General features: G+C 66.9%; 23 protein-coding genes and 1 tRNA gene. 19 read left to right on the top strand and 5 right to left on the bottom strand.

Going from position 1 to position 18,389, the window contains the following annotated elements; translation table 11 throughout:
* Positions 1 to 325: 325 nt before the first annotated feature.
* Together ACN27C_RS07080 and ACN27C_RS07075 are read right to left on the bottom strand one after the other, a co-directional pair.
* A complete protein-coding gene (locus tag ACN27C_RS07080) occupies positions 326 to 625 on the bottom strand; it encodes a hypothetical protein (protein ID WP_091330427.1) in 300 nt (99 codons plus the stop codon).
* 409 nt (positions 626 to 1,034) lie between these two features.
* On the bottom strand, positions 1,035 to 1,430 hold the full coding sequence (locus ACN27C_RS07075) for a hypothetical protein (RefSeq protein WP_422750755.1): 396 nt from the start codon (positions 1,428 to 1,430) through the stop codon (positions 1,035 to 1,037).
* A gap of 1,287 nt (positions 1,431 to 2,717) precedes the next feature.
* Here ACN27C_RS07075 and ACN27C_RS07070 point away from each other — a divergent pair.
* The 3 genes from ACN27C_RS07070 (at position 2,718) to ACN27C_RS07060 (ending at position 5,703) form a co-directional block, all read left to right on the top strand.
* Positions 2,718 to 3,110, top strand: a complete 393-nt coding sequence (locus ACN27C_RS07070) for a hypothetical protein (RefSeq protein WP_422750754.1) — start codon at positions 2,718 to 2,720, stop codon at positions 3,108 to 3,110.
* Positions 3,111 to 3,655: 545 nt separating this feature from the next.
* Positions 3,656 to 5,128, top strand: a complete 1,473-nt coding sequence (locus ACN27C_RS07065; protein ID WP_422750753.1) for a HEPN domain-containing protein — start codon at positions 3,656 to 3,658, stop codon at positions 5,126 to 5,128.
* 32 nt (positions 5,129 to 5,160) lie between these two features.
* Complete coding sequence (locus ACN27C_RS07060) at positions 5,161 to 5,703, top strand: HDIG domain-containing metalloprotein (RefSeq protein ID WP_422750752.1); 543 nt, start codon at positions 5,161 to 5,163, stop codon at positions 5,701 to 5,703.
* Here ACN27C_RS07060 and ACN27C_RS07055 read toward each other — a convergent pair.
* Positions 5,700 to 6,170: an NUDIX hydrolase gene (locus ACN27C_RS07055; RefSeq protein ID WP_422750751.1), complete on the bottom strand. Its 471-nt coding sequence runs from the start codon at positions 6,168 to 6,170 to the stop codon at positions 5,700 to 5,702. The two genes, ACN27C_RS07060 and ACN27C_RS07055, sit on opposite strands and share 4 nt — an antisense overlap.
* Positions 6,171 to 6,196: 26 nt before the next feature.
* Complete coding sequence (locus tag ACN27C_RS07050; RefSeq protein ID WP_422750750.1) at positions 6,197 to 6,946, bottom strand: helix-turn-helix domain-containing protein; 750 nt, start codon at positions 6,944 to 6,946, stop codon at positions 6,197 to 6,199.
* 195 nt (positions 6,947 to 7,141) lie between these two features.
* On the opposite strand from ACN27C_RS07050, the gene ACN27C_RS07045 reads away from it, so the two are divergent.
* The 14 genes from ACN27C_RS07045 (at position 7,142) to ACN27C_RS06980 (ending at position 16,285) form a co-directional block, all read left to right on the top strand.
* Positions 7,142 to 7,474 carry a hypothetical protein gene (locus ACN27C_RS07045; protein ID WP_128136812.1) on the top strand — a complete coding sequence of 111 codons (333 nt, stop codon included), beginning with the start codon at positions 7,142 to 7,144 and terminating at the stop codon, positions 7,472 to 7,474.
* Positions 7,475 to 7,594: 120 nt separating this feature from the next.
* Positions 7,595 to 8,527 carry a hypothetical protein gene (locus ACN27C_RS07040; RefSeq protein ID WP_422750749.1) on the top strand — a complete coding sequence of 311 codons (933 nt, stop codon included), beginning with the start codon at positions 7,595 to 7,597 and terminating at the stop codon, positions 8,525 to 8,527.
* Between the two features lie 110 nt (positions 8,528 to 8,637).
* The gene (locus ACN27C_RS07035) at positions 8,638 to 9,498 is read left to right on the top strand and encodes an FtsK/SpoIIIE domain-containing protein (protein WP_422750748.1); all 861 of its coding nucleotides are present in this window, start codon (positions 8,638 to 8,640) and stop codon (positions 9,496 to 9,498) included.
* A complete protein-coding gene (locus ACN27C_RS07030; RefSeq protein ID WP_357480615.1) occupies positions 9,495 to 9,686 on the top strand; it encodes a hypothetical protein in 192 nt (63 codons plus the stop codon). Before ACN27C_RS07035 ends, ACN27C_RS07030 begins: the two co-directional genes overlap by 4 nt.
* An 85-nt stretch (positions 9,687 to 9,771) precedes the next feature.
* Positions 9,772 to 10,188 carry a DUF6197 family protein gene (locus ACN27C_RS07025; RefSeq protein ID WP_422750747.1) on the top strand — a complete coding sequence of 139 codons (417 nt, stop codon included), beginning with the start codon at positions 9,772 to 9,774 and terminating at the stop codon, positions 10,186 to 10,188.
* Positions 10,185 to 10,607 carry a DUF6197 family protein gene (locus ACN27C_RS07020; protein WP_422750746.1) on the top strand — a complete coding sequence of 141 codons (423 nt, stop codon included), beginning with the start codon at positions 10,185 to 10,187 and terminating at the stop codon, positions 10,605 to 10,607. The genes ACN27C_RS07025 and ACN27C_RS07020 overlap by 4 nt, the downstream gene beginning before the upstream one ends.
* 764 nt (positions 10,608 to 11,371) lie before the next feature.
* Positions 11,372 to 11,716, top strand: coding sequence for an RRQRL motif-containing zinc-binding protein (locus ACN27C_RS07015; protein WP_422751589.1), 345 nt, complete (start codon positions 11,372 to 11,374; stop codon positions 11,714 to 11,716).
* On the top strand, positions 11,713 to 11,871 hold the full coding sequence (locus tag ACN27C_RS07010) for a hypothetical protein (RefSeq protein ID WP_422750745.1): 159 nt from the start codon (positions 11,713 to 11,715) through the stop codon (positions 11,869 to 11,871). Before ACN27C_RS07015 ends, ACN27C_RS07010 begins: the two co-directional genes overlap by 4 nt.
* 15 nt (positions 11,872 to 11,886) lie before the next feature.
* A complete protein-coding gene (locus ACN27C_RS07005; protein WP_422750744.1) occupies positions 11,887 to 12,096 on the top strand; it encodes a hypothetical protein in 210 nt (69 codons plus the stop codon).
* Complete coding sequence (locus ACN27C_RS07000; RefSeq protein WP_422750743.1) at positions 12,093 to 12,974, top strand: hypothetical protein; 882 nt, start codon at positions 12,093 to 12,095, stop codon at positions 12,972 to 12,974. The genes ACN27C_RS07005 and ACN27C_RS07000 overlap by 4 nt, the downstream gene beginning before the upstream one ends.
* On the top strand, positions 12,971 to 14,554 hold the full coding sequence (locus ACN27C_RS06995; protein ID WP_422750742.1) for a replication initiator: 1,584 nt from the start codon (positions 12,971 to 12,973) through the stop codon (positions 14,552 to 14,554). Before ACN27C_RS07000 ends, ACN27C_RS06995 begins: the two co-directional genes overlap by 4 nt.
* 90 nt (positions 14,555 to 14,644) lie before the next feature.
* Complete coding sequence (locus ACN27C_RS06990) at positions 14,645 to 14,851, top strand: hypothetical protein (protein ID WP_151016203.1); 207 nt, start codon at positions 14,645 to 14,647, stop codon at positions 14,849 to 14,851.
* On the top strand, positions 14,848 to 15,042 hold the full coding sequence (locus ACN27C_RS06985; RefSeq protein ID WP_128136802.1) for a helix-turn-helix domain-containing protein: 195 nt from the start codon (positions 14,848 to 14,850) through the stop codon (positions 15,040 to 15,042). The genes ACN27C_RS06990 and ACN27C_RS06985 overlap by 4 nt, the downstream gene beginning before the upstream one ends.
* A 1-nt stretch (position 15,043) precedes the next feature.
* On the top strand, positions 15,044 to 16,285 hold the full coding sequence (locus ACN27C_RS06980) for a tyrosine-type recombinase/integrase (protein WP_422750741.1): 1,242 nt from the start codon (positions 15,044 to 15,046) through the stop codon (positions 16,283 to 16,285).
* Positions 16,286 to 16,350: 65 nt separating this feature from the next.
* Here the strand turns inward: ACN27C_RS06980 and ACN27C_RS06975 are convergent.
* A tRNA-Lys gene (locus ACN27C_RS06975) sits at positions 16,351 to 16,422 on the bottom strand.
* Positions 16,423 to 16,553: 131 nt separating this feature from the next.
* On the opposite strand from ACN27C_RS06975, the gene ACN27C_RS06970 reads away from it, so the two are divergent.
* Positions 16,554 to 17,720, top strand: a complete 1,167-nt coding sequence (locus tag ACN27C_RS06970; protein WP_422750740.1) for a sensor histidine kinase — start codon at positions 16,554 to 16,556, stop codon at positions 17,718 to 17,720.
* A complete protein-coding gene (locus ACN27C_RS06965) occupies positions 17,717 to 18,379 on the top strand; it encodes a response regulator (protein WP_120572150.1) in 663 nt (220 codons plus the stop codon). Before ACN27C_RS06970 ends, ACN27C_RS06965 begins: the two co-directional genes overlap by 4 nt.
* The last annotated feature ends 10 nt before the right edge of the window (positions 18,380 to 18,389 follow it).

The following is an 18,389-nucleotide window of genomic DNA, read 5'->3' as shown; positions in this document are numbered from 1 at the left end:
TGTTCGGGTTGATTGAGACGTACTGCGTTGCCGTGCCGGGCCGGGTCGTAGGCGACACGGTCTTGCCAGCAGCGCCAGATCACGCGGATCCACGCTCGGGCGAGGACGCCCGAGTTCATCCGCTACCGCACGAGCCTCGTCGAGCACGACGCCATGGGGTTGGAACACCGCGTCGATGTCCCGAGTCGCGCGTCGTAGGCCAGAGCCATGGCCGCCCCGCCGAAGATGTAGAGGTCCGCGACCACACCTCGCCTCGCCAGCCGGTCCCCGAGCCGGCGGAAGGCGTCTTCGATCGCGGGGCGGTCCAACAGTGAATCATCGAGGCTCACGCGACGTTCAACTCCTGCGCCGACACGTACACGCCTCGACGACGGAATGCTGCTGGCGCGTGTACCACCGCGTCGACCCGGGCGGCACGGGTGTTGAAGGGAAACCAGAACCGCCGGAGCGACCGCGTCTCGACCCACGGCGGCGCACCACGCCCGTCCTTGGCGGCCAGGTGCTCCGTCAATGCCGCGAGGAACACATCCCAGCGCTCGTCACCGGTAGAAGCTGGTTCCTGGTCCAACAGACCGGCGCGCACCTCGGCCGGTTCCCAGCGGTACTCCTCAAGGAACTCCGCCACCAGCCGCCACCGTCGCGTTTCGTCGGATCCAACGAGCAGAGCACCCAGGCGCGCCACCGTCAGTGGCTCGTACCTCGCAGCGCGGTTCCTCACCCCCCCTGACGCTAGTACACACCGAGGCGGATCCGTGGCCAGCCGCAGCCCGCAACGAGCAGCCACGCAGGCCGTCGCGAAGCGTCGCGGCCGGCCGGTTCGCATGGAAGATCAACAAGGTGGGCCGCCAGGGACTCGAACCCTGAATCCGGCAGGCTTCATGACTATCCGCCGCGACCGGACAGATCGGGCTGCTGAGCAGGGCGTCAGTTCACGGTGCCTGACAACGTTTGACAGCCCTTGTCGCCCTCTGTTGTGCCGGAGTTGTGCCCGTTGATCTTGTCGCAAGCGGAGGTGGGCGTGCCCGGTCGCAGGGCTACTTGAAGACGCCGATGATCCCCGTGACCGTGCCGACGATGCCGCTGACTGTTGCAAGCTTCGCTGACGCGCCGGTCCAGATGCCCTTGGTCTTCTCCCGCCAGCCGAGAGACCACCAGTCACGCCCGAACTTCTGCCACTTGTGCTGTCTGAGGTGGCATCCCAGGATCAGCCCCGTCGAGTTGTTGCGGCAGAACTCGACCACGCCGCCGCGCTTGCGGTTGATCGCGCCGCAGTACACCGGTGCTTGGAAGAGGACGAAGACGATCAGGAGGCCGACGAGAACGGCGTAGACGCCCGGCCCGATCGTGTTGTTGCCCAGGGATAGAAAGAGCAGCGCCAAAACCGCGTAGCCCCAGTACTGCCACAACTTCGATCTTCCACGCGACGCCATGAGTGCGTACGGTACGGACGCGAGTGCACAACGTGAAGGTTTCTGGGCTGTCGGTCTTCCGACGAGACCACTTCCAGCGGTATTGATCTCGGCCAGGAGCGTAGTCGATCAAAGGGTGCAGGACTAACCCTGACCTGCGGCCAGGACCGTGGTGGTTGGTCAACATTGGTAGCTGTCGGTTCTCCTCCGACGGCCTGGGTACGGCATGATCTTGACCTTCGCTCCCAGCTCACCAGGCCCTCGAACCTGAATCCCTCGCTTGTCCCGAGACCATGTCGAAGGGGGCAAATGGGGCTCTGGCCTGCCGACCTCGTTCGTAGCCTCACAGCGCCTGACAGCGCTTTCTAGCTCCAGTTGCGCCGGATCTATGCCCATTGGTCTTGTGCGAGCCGACCCTGCTCCACCTCTCTTGGTCGACAACTGTCCTACTGGAGCGTCGCACCCAACGATCATCGGGCCTGCCCTACCCGCCTGAGCTGCAAGATCGGCTTGGAAAGACTTACCGATCAGTCAAATATTTGACATACTGCGATAGCGGCAGGCATTGACTTAACCTCAGTCCACAAAGAATCATTCACGCATGGGCAAGCGACAGCGCCGCCCCCTTCCTCCGGGTCTTGTGGGGGAGCCACATCTCTCTCTAAGAGTGGCGGCTCGTTTAGTGCAGGTTGTTCCTTTGTCCTTCTACTCTAAGCAACCCGGCATCCTTGAGTGGAAGGACGTTTACGACGCCGCCACCTTTCTTCTCGCTCTGCATAATCGAGATTTTTCAGGCCTAAGTTCAGACAACTCGTATTTTCAAATTTTCCACAGCAAGCGTCGGTCGGCACTGTGGATATACGACGGCTATCTCGACAGAAGTTGGAAGTTGCATCCTGCCTTCGGGGCGAAGATTGAGGCAGCGCTTGCAGCGAACCTCCCCCCCATGCCACCGAGCGTTTTAAATAGGTTGATTGGCACCATGAGGGGGGACGCAAAGAGCCGGTTCTGGTCTAGCGACTCTTCACTCATCCGCTTTGCTTACGGTAAGTATTCGCAAGACCCCAAACCGCCGCGAATAGCGACGCCCGCCGAGGAAGTAACACGCAAGGAGAGATGGCAAAAAAAGCTTCGCCGACTCTGGTTCAGGCCGAGGCGATCTGGCGGCCCCCCCGAAAAGACTGATCCTATTGAGAAGATCGATGAGGCATCCCTAGATATGAACTATGTGCTTGACCTCATGGGTCCGCCTCCTGAAGGAACGAGGGGAACCTCGCAGGTCAAACCACGTCTCCCGGTTGGCGTGTCATGAGCGCGAGTGCTGGCCGGTCGCGCACCGGCTGGGAAACGTTGACGCCTTGGGAGAAGGCTGCGCAATGGCAGGATGCTGCACCACAAATCGCTGATCAGGTTGTTGAGCTTGCCAAGCGCCATGCCGAGCATCAGTGGCAAATGGAGCTAGAAAAAGCGGCGCATGACCGCATGATGGATAAGAGATTGTGGTTGACACAGATCGCCACGGTCTCAATCGGCTTCATCAATGTGATCGCGTTGGCTTTTGTGGCATGGCACTACGCTGACACAGGAAACGTCGCCCCCGGTTTGGCCATGTTTGGGGCTGGAACGGGCCTGACCGCCGGCACGTATGTTGCCGGGAACGCGATTGGAAAACGCGCTGCTCGTTCCTCCGCCGTACTTTGACCGAGTTCTTGCGGTCTCGCGAATGTCGCTTCTGCGAGCGCGACCCTCCCGGCCATCCCGTCGGCCTTCGTCCGCACATCGTGGAGCAGGTGGGGCCTGCCCGGTCAAGGTGGAGCACACCACCGTCTGAACGACCTTGACCGGGCAGGCCCCACCTGCTCGGCTCCGCCCGGACGAAGGTTGCCGGGATGGCGCCACCATCCCAGAGCGCCCGAGCGCCCCGCCGGAGGCACTGCCTGTGTCTCGACCAACTCGAAGCCCCGGAACTGCCATCGATCATGGCGGCCCGGGGCTTCTTCGCATGTCGCGCCGCCGGCGGGCTCCGACCGTCGCGCTGGCGGCCGAAGGCCAGAGGCGCGGCGGCGGGCCATCGGCCCGGCCCAGGTTCGGCGGCGCGAGCGGCCTGCGAAGCGGGCCGCCTTGATCCCGTACAGAAAGTTCTCACACCACAACGAGTAAATCGAGTAAATCGTCGGCAGGACTAGGTCGCCTTGTGAGACTCAGCCCTTGCTGAGATCATGTATCGGGACGCTGGGGAGGCTGGCATGACAGGCGAAGCGGAACTTCGAGTATCCGGGCGCTTCTGGTTTGCGGACAACCCGGACCTCATCGTGCCAGGAACGCTCGACCTTACCGGCAGACGACCTAGAGTTGAGCTGCTGGGAGCACTGTCGTCCTTCGTCCAAGAGGTGCCCAGTTCGGCTCCTGGAACTAGGACCTACGAACCAGCGGACCCATCAGCGCCCCGCACCATTCACGGCGCGCTGATGGGAAGCAGAACTGTTGTCACGCTCTGCAACGCCTACCAGGTAAAACACACCGTAAAGGGATTCACGCTTAGTTTCGACGAGCCGAACTCAGGACTCCAGCAGGAAGTGATAGAGGGGGCGTACGCAGTAGTTGGTGCTCACATCGAAGGACTTGGTACGCGGGTTCAGCAAGTACGGTTCAGAATTGCCGGGCAGGATGCCTGGTGTCACCACGTTGGCCTATCAATGGAGCGTGACGCGGAGGGCATACGAATAAGCTATGCCGAACCCGACTCTCTGTCGGCGACGCTGACCGATACGGTCGGCGTGTTATCCATGGACGCTTCGGCCACTTTTTGCTTTCCACGGATCGCGGGGTCATTTATCGAGACAAAGACTTGGTTGCGCGTTTCGATTGATGCTGGAATATCCATTCGTGAAGCTTGGCGGCGATACGTACTCGGGTCGAGTGTTTTACTTACACTTCTCAACGACCGGGACTGCCCGCCCGTTGCGTTTCAGATCAAGTCGCCGGAGGACGGCCTTTGGTGCGACGTCGTTCTTCCCGGCCTGAAGGATGACCCACTGGATCTTAGGTCAGCAAAGATTGACGACCCGAGCCTGATCAGTCGGCAGCAGCTCGGACTAGACCGATTTGCTAGGTGGTTTGAGCTGATCGAGGCGCTTAGGCCCCTACCGCACCTTGCGGCAGGGACCGTCGAACACGGTGGTCGCACGGTGCAGAACCAACTACTAGAGTTGGCCACGGCCGCCGAAGGGCTGCATAGACGCCTTTATCCTGATGAACGTCAACTGACACCCGGAGAGACGAGTCAGGCACTTGAAGCCGTTCTAGATAGCCCAATTAACGAGGAAGCTAAGCGCTTGGTCCTAGGCGCCTTGCGGATATACCTGTTCGAGCCGAGCTTTCCCAAGCGTCTCCAGCGCCTTGCCGAAGACGTTTCGCTAGTCGCCCCTGGAATTACTGGGCGAACGAACCGATGGTATCGCGCAATTAGCGATGCCAGAAACGGTTTCGCCCACTCCTTGCGAGGCGAGGAGTCAGATGACACGCTATTCTCTCACCTAACCCTTGCAAAGTCTATTCGATGGCTAATAACCGCTCGCCTACTTATGGAACTAAATGTTCCGGTCGAAATCCTGAAGCCCGCCTTCGAACGATTTGAGCGATACCAACAGTTTCTACGAAACGCCAAGCGTGACTGCCCCAGGGTCTATGCGGCTGGAGATCAAGAGGCCAGAGCCTAGCTACGGGTAGCCATCAGCCCTAGGATTACTGAGTGAGTCTTCCTAGCCGCGCAACTGTCATCGCGAAGCACCACCTCGCAGAGGCTCTCCCCCGACGCTGGTGCCATGTCCAGGCGGTTGCTGCCAAGGCAAGGGCACTCAAGCACTTGGTGGGGGCCGATGGGGACGTGCTCGAAGCCGCAGCCTGGCTGCATGACATCGGCTACGCCCCTGACATCGTTGACACCGGCTTTCATGCGCTGGATGGTGCTCGATGGTTGCTCAGACAGGGTTTCCAACCACGTCTGGCAAGCCTGGTCGCCCATCACTCGTGCGCCTCGTACGAAGCTGAGGAACGGGGATTGAAGCCTGCTCTCATGACGGAGTTCCCACTCGAACAGTCGCCGACCTCCGACGCTCTCTGGTTCGCCGACATGACTACCGGGCCTGACGGTCAAGACCTGACCGTGGATGAGCGGCTGGCAGAGATCCGTGAGCGATACGGCCCGGATGACCTAGTGACGCGCTTTTGGATAAAAGCGGAAGCGCCGCTGCGTGAAGTTGTCCGGCGAACGGAAGAACGGCTGACGGCCTAGCCGATGTACGGCTGCTGCCGGTTGTCGAAGCCGTGGTTAATCCGTAGCCGCATTGACGGGTGGATCGAGAGGTCATCCAGCTCGTCGCGTGCGACCCACCGCACCTCCGAGGACTCATCGCTCGGGGTCGGCCGACCTGAGAGGTAGCGCCCTCGGAAGCAGATCGAGAACTGCTGCCTCACTTCGCCATCGCTGTACTCGACCACATGATTTGGGTTGGTGTAGATCCCGACGACACCTGTCACCTCGACCTCCACGCCGGCCTCCTCGCGCGTTTCACGGACGGCCGTCTCCGCGATGTACTCCCCGAAATCCTGGGCGCCGCCGGGCAGCGCCCAGAGGCCGTTGTCGGTTCGCTGGATGAGGAGTACCCGGCCCAGCTCGTCCTGCACGAAGACGGTGACCGCGACAACGATGCTGTTCGGCTTCGGGGCGTTCGGGTCGTTGAAGTGCTCGGTTCGGGCCATAGTCCTAGCCTCTCACCGCTGGTGGCTCAATGCTCCGGCCAGACGGCCCGCTTCTTTCCGAGTACCTGCTTGAAGCTGGCGACATAGTTGTCGAACAGCTCCGCTCCGCCGATGCGTCGGAGATGTAACACCGGGGCGTAGGCGGCCGGTGTGCCGTAGAGGTGGGTGTTGACCAGCATCTCGTCATCGAAGCGGTAGATGGAGTTGTAGAGGATCGTGTCGTGGTAGTAGATCCCGACGTTGTCGAGGTCTCGTAGGTCCTTGTAGAAGGCCAGCGCGTTCAGAATCTTGCTCGACATGGCAGCACCGATGCCCTCGTCGTCCCCCCGCTCGGCGATGTGCTTGCCGTCGGGATCACCGAATAGCAGCTCCACCTGGGCGCCTGCGAGGGCCTTTTCGCGGAGCGTCGGCACCCATCGGTGATTGAACTCGGGCAGAAACAGCCCGCCGTAGACCAGGACGCCGACCTGCCGGGTGGCTTTCTCCAGGAGCTGCTGCCAGAGGTCGGTCGGGACTGCTCCGCGGCGAGGGTAGATGTGGACCACCTCGGACTGGCTGACCTGCGCTGCTCGCTGCGCCGGCAGAGCGTCCGGCCAGAGGTAGGACTCGCTCTCGTCCAGCAGCTCAGCGATCGTGTGGCGATAGCGCGGGTACGGGTTCCGGTCCTGGGTGATCCACCGCTCGACGGTCTTCGGGTCGACACCAAGCCTTTCCGCGAGTGCCCCAGGCGTCAGCCCTTTCGTCAGCATCCTGCTGCGTAGACGGTCGTTCGGCATGGAGGCTCCTGGCTCGTGAACCGTGGGACGACTCTAGGGACGACTTACCGTACCAAGGACGTCCCTAGGCGTCCATGTCTCGTGGTGAACTCGTCACTACCGATCGACGCACCCTGATTGCAGAAGAGCTGCCGTCCAAGGAGGACGCACTTGGCCCGGCGATACGGGCTCAGCTCGCAAGAGAAGGAGTCAGTCATGGGACGTCTGCTGCTGGACACCTCGCGGGTGTCGTACGAGGTGTCGGTGAACCCGGTGCCGAAGCTGGACCAGAACGGCCAGCAGAAGTTCGACCGGGAGACGAAGAACCCGATGTGGACCGTGCACCTCTACGCCCTGTCGGAGGGTGCGGCGGAGGTCATCAACGTGACGGTCGTGAACCCGGTGATGCCGCCGGTGACCGTTCGTCAGCCGGTGGTTCCGGTGGACCTGGAGGCGCTGCCCTGGGTCAACGACCGGGACGGCAAGGTCCGTTCGGGTGTGGCGTTCCGGGCCTCGGGCCTTACGCCGCTGGACACCGCCGCCGCGTAGCAGCGGGCGTGTCATCTGCTCCAACAGAAGTAGTGGTGGACACGGGCTCGCCGTTGATTGGCGTCGTCTGCGAGCCCGCGTCCTGTCAACAACTCCGGTCCCATGTTGGGAGGACTTGTCGTGTCCAAGTCTACGTCGCGGTCCCCGTTCGGCTGGTCGAACCGTGGGGGCAACGTCACCGTCATCGAAGCTCCGATCGCTCGCTCCTACCGTCGCCGGGCCACCATCGCCTTCTGGGTCGTTCTCGGCGTCGTCGGCCTCCTGGCCGCCACCGTCGCCTCGCACTACCTGCACCCGATCGTGGGCGCCCTGCTCGGCGGTGTCATCGGCGCTGTGCTCGGCGCGGTGGTGTTCGCGCTGATCGTGGCGTGGCCGGTCCTGCGCGTCTTCTGGCACTGGCTGCCGGAAATCGGGCTTGGCCTGGCCGCCGTCTACGGCTGGACCGCGCTGATGCAGTCGACCCCGCTGTGGGGGTCGCTGCTCGTCGTCGCCCTGGTCGTCGGCGTGCCGGCCGCGATCGGCCCGGTCCGCCGCCGCGTCATGGCGCTCGTGTGGTGTCTGGTGGTGCGGCATCGGCTGCGGCTGTGCTTCGCCGCGTTCATCGCCACCAACCGGCACGGCTCGCTGCCGCTGATCCTGCCCGCGAAGCCGACCCCGGCCGGTGAGCGGGTGTGGGTGTGGCTGCGCCCCGGCCTGTCGCTGCGCGACCTGGAGCAGGACGGCCAGGTGCAGAAGCTCGCCGTCGCCTGCTGGGCCAACGAGGTCCGCGTCATGCGCGCCTCCCGCCGCTACGCCGCTTTGATCCGCCTGGACATCACCCGCCGCGAACCCCTCGCGGCAACCATCGTGTCCCCGCTGCCGGACCACGTCCCCACGGACATGCCCGCCAACGCCCCCACCTCCCCGGGCATGCCGCCTGTCGGCCTGGACCTGCCCGACGTGCCGGACACCCCGGCCACCCTCACCGCCGAGACTCCTCGGCCGCGCAAGCCGCGCAACCAACCCACCACCGAGGCGAGCCCGAACGGGTTCGACCCCTCCGACTACGCCTGACCGCCGGGACGGCGCGGACCACGCACCCCTACCGGGTCGAGCGTCCGCGCCCTTCCCACCCTCACCCGCCTTTGACACGTACGTGTCAACCGACCTACCGGGAGCCCGTCATGGATCTCACCGACACCATCGAACTACCCGCTACGTCGGCCGACACGGTGCCGGTCGGCGCGGGCTTGTCCATCTTCGACCCGGTGTTCCTCGGCATCGACGAGTTCGGCCAGGCCGTCTACCTGCCGATGATCTACCGGAACATCCTCATCGGCGGTGAGCCCGGCGCGGGCAAGTCCTCGCTGTTGAACACCATCGTCGGCCACGCGGCGCTGTGCCCGGATGTGCGGTTGTGCCTGCTCGACGGCAAGCAGGTCGAACTCGGTCTGTGGCAGGACGCCGCCGACGTGTTCGTCGGCCCGGACATCGAGCACGCCATCCGGACCCTGCGGCGGGTGCAGACGGTGATGGACAACCGCTACTCGTTCCTGATGTCGCGCCGCCGCCGCAAGATCGGCCGCAACGACGTGTTCGGTCAGATCCTCGTCGCCTGCGACGAGATCGCCTACTTCTCCGCCACCGCCGGGGACAAGAAGACCCAGGAACTGTTCGCCGCGCTGCTGCGCGACATCGTGGCCCGGGGCCGCGCCGTCGGGATCATCGTCGCCGCCGCGACGCAGCGCCCGTCCTCGGACATCATCCCGCCGTCGCTGCGGGACTTGTTCGCGTGGCGGTTCGCCGGCCGCTGCACCAACGACGTGTCCAGCGACATCATCCTCGGCCACGGCTGGTACGCCCGCGGCTTCTCCTCCAACACCATCGACCCGAACAACCAGGGCGAGGGCTTCCTCATCGCCGAAGGCGGCATCCCGAACCGCGTCAAGGCCGCCTACATGAGCGACACCGACATCATCCGCGTGGCCGATTACGCCGCCTGGACCCGCCGCCACGACAGCTCCGAGATCGGAGCGGTGGCATGAACGGCCGGACCGCTGTCCCGACCCGCGTGGTGGACCTGGTGCTCGTCGGCACCGGTGAGGACGTCGCCGCGCTGACCGCGATCACCCGCAATGCGGGCGTACTTGTCTTCCGCTCCGCACCCACCGCCGCTGGCCCTCATGACGACCGGCAGCGGGTGTTCCTCCGGCTCCACCTGCACCACCGATAGAAGCGGCCGACGGCCCGGATCGAGCCCTGAGAAAGCGAACCCGGACCGCCGACCCAACCACCGCCCACGAAAGGACGTGGCCGCCATGAACCCTACCCAAGAACCGACCACCACCCCCGGCGCGCTGGCCGACCTGACCCCGGCCGACACCCTGCGCTGCGCCGCCCGCTACCTGGAAATCCACGGCTGGACCCAGGGCACCTACTACAGCAACCAGGGCGGGACCTTCCCGCCCGCCTGCGCCGTCGGCGCGATCGGCATGGCCGCCCACGGCCGCCTCATCACCGTCCCCGCCACCCACGGGCGCGGCGCCCGCGACTGCACCCGCGCCGTCGACTACCTCACCGACTACCTGACCGACCTCGGCATCATCGCCTACGGCGACGACTGGAACACCGCTCCTACGGACGCGATCGAGTGGAACGACCGCGACGACCAGACCGCCGAGCAGGTCATCACCACCCTGCGCGCCGCCGCCGACAACTACGACTGCGCCCGATGAGCACCGTCACCGCGCTGCCGACCGGCAACGTCCACGCCGTCCTCGACCGCGCCGCCCTCTACCTGGACCGGCACGGCTGGACCTCGACCGGCCTCTACGACGCCCATGACGGGTGCCGCGCGAAGTGCGCCTGTCACCGCACCGGCCTGTACCCGGCGTCGATCCTCGGCGCGATCCGGGCGGCCGTGTTCGGCCAGCCCCGCTGGTACCTCACCGGCATCACCGACGCCGAACAGCACGCCTACAGCGCCGCAGTCGAGTGGTTCAACACCTACCTCATCGCCGTCGGCCACGACGGCCAGCACGCCCCGGTCTTCGCCTGGGAGACCACCCCCGGCCGCACCCCGGCCCACGTCACGCAGGCGCTGTGCGCCGCCGCCATCGCCTACCGCACGCACACCATCCGGAGGGCCGCATGAGCACCGCCGCCCACACCGTCGACCTGACACGTACGTGTCAAAACCCCGTCTCCACCGCCGCGCTCGTCGGCGCGCTCGAATCGGCGTGGGCCGCGATCCGCGCCCAGCACACCGAGATCCCGGCCGTCGTTCTCGTCGTCGGCTCCGGCTCCCCGACCAAGCCCAACCAGGGCATGAAGTGGGGCCACTTCGCCGCTCTGCGCTGGCAGCACGGCGACATCCAACTCCCCGAAATCCTCATCTCCGGTGAAGGGCTGTCCCGCGAACCGGAAGCCGTGTTCACCACCCTCCTGCACGAAGCCACCCACGCCCTGGCCGACGTCCGGGGCATCCAGGACACCTCCCGGCAGGGCCGCTGGCACAACAAGCGCTTCGCCACCCTGGCCGCCGAACTCGGCATGTCCACCACCAAGGACGACAAGCTCGGCTACTCCCCCTGCACCCTCACCGACCTCACCCGCGCCCGCTACCGGGCCGTCATCACCGACCTCACCGAGGCGCTGCGCTTCTACCGCCACCCCGAACCCACCGGGGAAGGCAAGCAGCGCACGAACAACAACAACGGCGTCTCGTGTGAATGCGAGTGCCCCCGCAAGCTGCGCATCGCTGTCACGGCCTTCGAGGAAGGGCCGATCGTCTGCGCCGTCTGCGCGGCGGCGTTCCTGCCCGAGGACGTCGACCGGGACACCTACGAACACCCCACCTTCGCCACCGGCACCCCGGCTGGCGGCCAGGCCGACGACGACCAGGAGGACGACGACCCGATGGTCTTCTACGACCCGACCGGCGAGCGCTACGGCCTGCCCACCTACCCGTTCAAGCTCGCTCCCGGCGACTTGCTGACCCGCCGTCAGCTCCGCGCCCGCGACCTTCGCCCCGGCGGGCAGGATCCCGCCGCGCAGATCCTCTGGCGTCGCGGTAAGCGCGTCGCCTACCTCTACCGCCTCGACCTCGCCCAACCCAAGCGCACCGCCACCGCCGCCCAACTGGCGGCCATCGACAAGGCGCTCACCGCCCGGCGCACCTGCCCCGACTGCGGCCAGGTCAAGCCCTACTACATCCCCCGCCGAACCGGCACCTGCCTCGACTGCACGGAGGGCACCCGATGAACCCGCTTGACAAGCGCATCGGCGAACTCATGGTTCGTCTTCGCCTCACGCGCCGCGCCGCCACCCAGCGCGCCCGCCTCGAAACCCCCGCCCCCACCAAGACCACCACACCGGACACCGACCCCCGCCGGTCCAACTACCGCCTCGTGGCCTAACCGAAAGGACATGCCATGTACCGCTACATGATCTCGTTCAACTACGAAGCGCCGACCGGTATCGGCTTCGCCAGCTTCGAGCTGCCCTGCAAGCGGCCCCTCCGCTCCATGGATGACGTCAACCGCATCGTCAACGACCTCCGCACGGAGGGCTTCGTCAACGCCGTCGTGCTCGGCTTCTCCCTCTTCACCGACCCCGCCCCCAGCCCTCAGGCGGCGTCATGAGCACCAAGAAGAACGGCCGCGTCTACGCCTACATCGGCGCGTTCTCCGGCGGACTCGTCTCCGTCGCCGCGAACATCGCTCACTCGTTCATCGCCCCGGACAACGCTCCGGCCGACTGGTCGCCGGAACCCGGCGCGGTGGTCTCTGCGGTCGTGTGGCCGCTGTTCCTGTTCATCGCCATCGAAATCCTTGCTCGTACGCCCTGGCCGACCGGCTGGGGCTGGAACGTGCTGCGCTGGGTCGGGCTGCCGCCCGTGGCCCTGGTCGCCGCGTTCGTGTCCTACCGGCACCTGTCCGGACTGCTCGACCACTACAACGAGGAAACCCTCGTCGTCTGGTTCGGTCCCCTCGCCGTGGATGGCCTGATGCTCATGGCCACCGCCGCGCTACTCGCCACCGGAAACCGCACCACCCGGCCCACTGATCTCGTCCCGGCACCTGCGCCGGCCACCACCGCCGAGGCCCCGTCATCCGACATCCCCGCCTCGCCGCTGGTCCGCCCGGCCGCCGCGACCCCGGCCACCAACCCGATTCCCGACACCGATCCGCGTCCCATCGAACCCGTCAACCCGCCCACCCCAACCGAGGACACCGACACCCCGACGACGGTCGAGCCCACCCCGGACACCGCCACGGACCCGATCCCGGCACCTGCGGCACCGGTCACCACCGGCCCGCCCCCGGCGCTGCTGTCCAACGCCCGGCTCGTCGCCGCCGCGCACGAAAAGGCCCACGGTGAACCGATCAACCCGGGCCAGCTCGCCGTGCGACTGCGCGTGCCCACTCACACGGCCGCCGACCTCCTGACGGCCCTCAACACCCCACCGACCATCAACGACAAGACCCACAACGGCACTGCCGTGGGAGCCACCGCGTGACCTCCTCGACGCTGCCTCTCGCACCCGGGACCACCACGGTCCCGGGTACGGGAGCCTCCGCCGAGCCCGCCGGTTACTGGCCCTGGGCTTCCCCCACCTCCACCCGCCCCGCCGATGACGGCTGGGTACGCGGCCACGACCCCCGCACCGTCGCCTCCGGCCGCGCCCGCGCACAGGACCCGGACTACGCCGACTGGCTCGGCCACGTCCGCGCCGCCTCAGCCTGCAAGCACCCGATCCGCCTGGCGGGGCAGGTCCACGTCAACGACCGTGACGGCAACCGCATGGTCACCATCGACACCGACACCATGCCCGACGGCGCGATCTACACCCCCTGCGGCAACCGCCGCGCCGCCGTCTGCCCGTCCTGCGCCGAGGTCTACCGCCGCGACACCTACCACCTCATCAAAGCCGGACTACAGGGCGACCGGTGGGGACTGCCGCCACTGCACGAACACATCGCCATCTTCCTCACCGCCACCGCCCCGTCGTTCGGACCGGTGCACCACCGGGTGGTGAAGGTCCACGCCGCGGACTGCCGCAAGAAGGACGGCTGCACCTGCCGCGCCTCCGTCTGCCACCCCTTCGGCCGAACCTGCCCCCACGGCCAGGAGCTGCGCTGCGGTGTCCGGCACAAGGCCGGTGACGGGCAGCTCGGGCAGCCGCTGTGCCTGGACTGCTACGACCACACCGCCCAAGTCGTCTGGAACCACGAAGCCCCCGAACTGTGGCGCCGCACCATCCAACAGGTCGACCGGGTGCTACGCCGCCTCGGCCGCGCTCACGGTGTCGAGCTGCGCCGCCGCTACATCAAGGTCTACGAGTTCCAGGTACGCGGCGTGGTCCACTACCACGCGCTGATCCGCCTCGACGGCCACAACCCCGACTGCCCCGGCGCGATCGTCCCGCCACCCCGCCAGATCACCCGGGACATGTTCGAACAGGCGGCCCGGGCGGCGTTCGTCAAGACTTCCTACACCTCCGCCGGCCACCCCGCCAACGGCGGCCAGGGATGGCACATCGCCTGGGGCGACAAGGGCCTCGACGTCAAGCACGTCAACGCCCCCGGCGGTGAGGTCAACCTCGCCCAGATCACCGGCTACATCGCCAAGTACGTCACCAAGAGCACCGAGGTAACCGGCCTGACGCTGCGCCGCGTCGACGACCTCACCGTCGACGTCCACGGCGACCCGGCAACCCACCTCGGCCGCCTCATCCGCGCCTGCTGGGACATCGGCGAACACCCCGACTACACCCGCCTTCGCCGCTGGGCGCACCAGTTCGGCTACGGCGGCCACATCACCACCAAAAGCCGCGCCTTCTCCGCCACCCTCGGCTTCATCCGCATGCAGCGCACCATCTGGCGACGCACCGAAGGCCACCCCCACACCTGGGACGACGAACAAGCCGAGCAGGTCATCTACGAACTCGGCTACCACGCCACCGGCTGGATCAGCACCGGCGACGCCCTACTCGCCAACACCGCCGCCGCCCAAGCCCGCGCCCGACACCAAGCCGGACTCGACGCCCTCGCCGACGAACTCGCCGCCGCTCGTGCGGTCCGACCCCTGGCCGCTTGACACGTACGTGTCAACGCCTTGTGTAGCCGTTCCTTGACAACTCCACAGCGCACGCAACACCCCCAACCACCCGGCCCGGAAGGAGCACCCATGCCCACACGCCCACGCCCCCTGGTCGCGGTCCGGCTCATCGGCCCGACCGCCACCGTCACCACCCACGCCGCCACCATCGCGGCCCAGCTCGTCGCCCACCACGGCGGGCGCGACCGCGTCACCTGCCGCACCAGCACCCGCACCGCCGACTACAGCGGCGAAAGCCGCGCCTACATCACCATCACCAGGAAGGAGCCACAATGACCGCACCCACCCCGACCCCGCTGCCGGAACTGTGGTCGATTCAGGACACGGCCGCGTTCCTCCGTGTTCCCGTCGGCACGCTCTACCAGTGGCGGCACCGCCGGACCGGCCCCCGCGCTTCCAAGGTCGGTCGGCATCTGCGCTACAACCCCGCCGATGTTCGGGCCTGGCTGGAAGAGCAGGCGGCCTGACATGCCGATCGATGATCTGTGGTACCTCAAGAAGCGCGATCCCGACACGAAGAAGCCGCTCCCGTCCAAGCGGTACGGCCGGGGTAAGCGCTGGCGAGTCCGCTACGCCGATGCCGATAACAACGACCGGGAACGGCTGTTCGATCTCAAGCGCGACGCGGAAACCTTCGACCTGGCGTGCCGCTCCGGTGTAGCGCCAGAGGTCCTGGTCAAGCGGGCGGAAGCCGAACTGACCTTCGGTGAGTACGCGCAGCGGTGGCGAGAGGCCCGCGAATCCGGGTGGTCGACGGAGACCCGGCGGCGGATACCGCAGAACCTGCGAAAGCACCTCCTGCCCGCGTTCGGCGAGGAGGCAATTCGGTCGATCACCCTGACGGACGTGCTGTCCTGGCTCGGCCGGCTGCTCGACAAGCAGACGCCGAAGTCCTCGGTGAGCCTGTACTTCGGGCTGTTCAAGACCATCATGAACGCGGCCGTCGTCGACAAGGCGATCCCGGACAACCCTTGCAACGGCGTGAAGCTCGCCCAGATCCTGCGCGGTCTGTCGCGGGCACCGAAATGGGTTCCCACCGGGGACCAGGTGCTCAAGCTCGTTGAGGTGGTACCCCGGCGATTCCGGGCGGCTATCTGGCTGGGAGCGGGGGAGGGGCTTCGCCTCGGTGAGGTCTTGGGAATGGAAGCCGGTTCACGCTGTGCTGACTTCGAGCACGGCGAGCTGCACGTGGTGCAGCAACTACGGCACTCGCCGGAGCACTTCGGCGGCTTCTACCTCTCGTCACCTAAGAGCGGGTCCGCCGGGACCGTCGACCTTGACGCGGTGGTCGCGGAGGAACTGGCCGCCCATCTCAACGAGGTCGGTCCTGTCGAGTTCGAGCTGCCCGACATCACCACCGGAGAGCGCCTGATCCGACCGGTGGCGGTCCTGTTCACCTCCGCACGCGGAAAGCTGCTGACGGACACCTACTGGTCCGAGCTGTGGGCGGACTGGCGGCAGGCCGCCGGATGGCCGAAGGAAGGCACCTTCCACTCCCTGCGCCACTTCTTCGCCACCACGCTCATGAGTAACGGTGTCGAGCCCCAGGAAGTGCAGAAGGCGCTGAGGCACGCCAACCTGCGGATCACGTTAGAGACCTACGTGCACTGGCTGCCGAAGAAGGACCGCCCACGCGGCCTGGTCGGCAGCCTCCTGCGGCAGGCAGACGGCAAGTCATCTGAACGCCCCACCGACCAAGATCAGAACTGAGTTGTGCCCTGGTTGTGCCCGATGATCTTCGGCCGACGTTCCCGCAGCTCAGGTGCACTGTTGAGTGGGCCGCCAGGGACTCGAACCCTGAACCTATGGATTAAAAGTCCACAGCTCTGCCATTGAGCTAGCGGCCCGCACGGCACAGGTTACCCGAACCCGATCAGCCCGGCGTGCGTCGCGCACCGACCCTCCGGACCACGCTCCGACACCACACGACGCCGCTTCGGGGCCCTCCGCTGCGTCCGCGGACCGCTACGCTTCGGCAATGTCGAGCTGGCGCCGACACGGCCTCAAGGCGGAAGCGGCAGTGGTGCCTGCCGTCGCCCTGGTGGCCCTCCTCGGCCTGATCGTGCAGTCGGACGGCATCGACACCACCGCCGAACTGGTCGCGCTGCTCGTCGTCCTGGCGTCGTCCGCCGCGCTCTACCTGCGCCGGCGATACCCGGTGGCGGTGGGCCTGGTGGCGCTCGCCGCGGTCGCCGCGTACGGCGCTCTGCTGCACCGGCCCGGGCCGATCATGCTGGTGTTCGTCGTGGCGCTGTACACGGTCGTCGACGAGGGGCACCTCGCGGTCGCGGTGGGGCTCGGCCTGGCCTCTGTCGTCTCCTTCGCCGTCGCCGACAGCTACACCCGGACCGGTGTCAGTGGCAACGGCGCGACGCTGCTGCACGCCGGCTGGCTGGTCGCGGTCATCGTCGGCGTGACCCGTAACCGGCGGGCCTATCTCGCCGAGGTGCAGGCCCGGGTGCTGGCCGCGGAGCAGCGCAAGGAGGAGGAGGCCCGCCACCGGGCCACCGAGGAGCGGCTGCGGATCGCCCGCGAGTTGCACGACCTGCTCGGCCACCATCTCTCGCTGATCAGTGTGCAGGCGAGCGCCGCGTTGCACCGGCCCGATCCGGAGCGGTCGGCGGAGGCACTCACCGTGATCAAGCAGACGAGCCGGGAGACGCTGCGGGAGTTGCGGGCGGCGCTCGGCGTGCTCCGGCAGGAGGGTACGACGCCGAGCCACCCCGCACCCGGTCTGGACCGCCTCGACGAGCTGGTCACGACGGCCGGGCGGCGCGGGCTGACTGTGCGTACCGAGGTGACGGAGACCGGGCCGCTCCCGCCGGAGGTGGACCTGTCCGCGTACCGGATCGTCCAGGAGGCGCTCACCAACGTGAGCCGTCACGCGGGCGCGAGCACGGCGGTGGTCCGGGTCGTGCCGGACGGCGACGAGGTGCTCGTGGAGGTGGCCGACGACGGCGCCGGTCCCACGGGTCCGCCCGGGAACGGGATCCTCGGCATGGGCGAGCGGGCCCGCGCGCTGGGTGGCTCGCTCACCACCGGGCCCGGGCCGGACGGCGGGTTCCTGGTGCGGGCCCGCCTCCCGCTGCGGCCCGCACCGCTACCGGTCCCCGCGCCACGCACGGAACGGGGGGAGACGACGTGATCCGGTTGCTGCTCGCCGACGACCAGACTTTGGTACGCGCGGGCTTCCGCTCCATCCTCGACGGCGAGGACGGCATCGAGGTGGTCGGCGAGGCCGCCGACGGCGCCGGTGCGGTACGGCTGGCACGGGAACTGCGGCCGGACGTCGTCCTCATGGACATCCGGATGCCGCTGCTGGACGGCCTGGCCGCCACCCGGGACATCGTCGCCGGCACCGACGCCCGGGTGATCATCCTGACCACCTTCGACCTGGACGACTACGTCTACGGCGCGTTGCGGGCCGGCGCGAGCGGCTTCCTGGTCAAGGACACCGAGCCGGCGGAGCTGATCCACGGCGTACGGGTGGTGGCGCGGGGCGACGCGTTGATCGCCCCGGCCGTCACGCGCCGGCTGATCGCCGAGTTCGCCGCCCGGACCCGGCACCCGGACCCGGGTCCCCGTCTGAGCGCGCTGACCGAGCGGGAACGGGAGGTGCTCGCCCTGGTCGCCGCCGGCCTGTCCAACGACGAGATCGCGGCCCGGCTGGTGCTGAGCCCGGCCACCGCGAAGACGCACGTCAGCCGGATCATGACCAAGACGCGGGTACGGGACCGGGCCCAGCTTGTGGTGCTCGCGTACGAGTCGGGGCTCACCGTGCCGGGCTGGCTCACCGCCTCCTGACCGAGCCGCC

Source organism: Micromonospora sp. WMMD1219, from assembly GCF_049315215.1.
GTDB classification, from domain to species: Bacteria; Actinomycetota; Actinomycetes; order Mycobacteriales; family Micromonosporaceae; genus Micromonospora; species Micromonospora tulbaghiae.
This window is presented reverse-complemented; position numbering and strand designations above follow the sequence as displayed.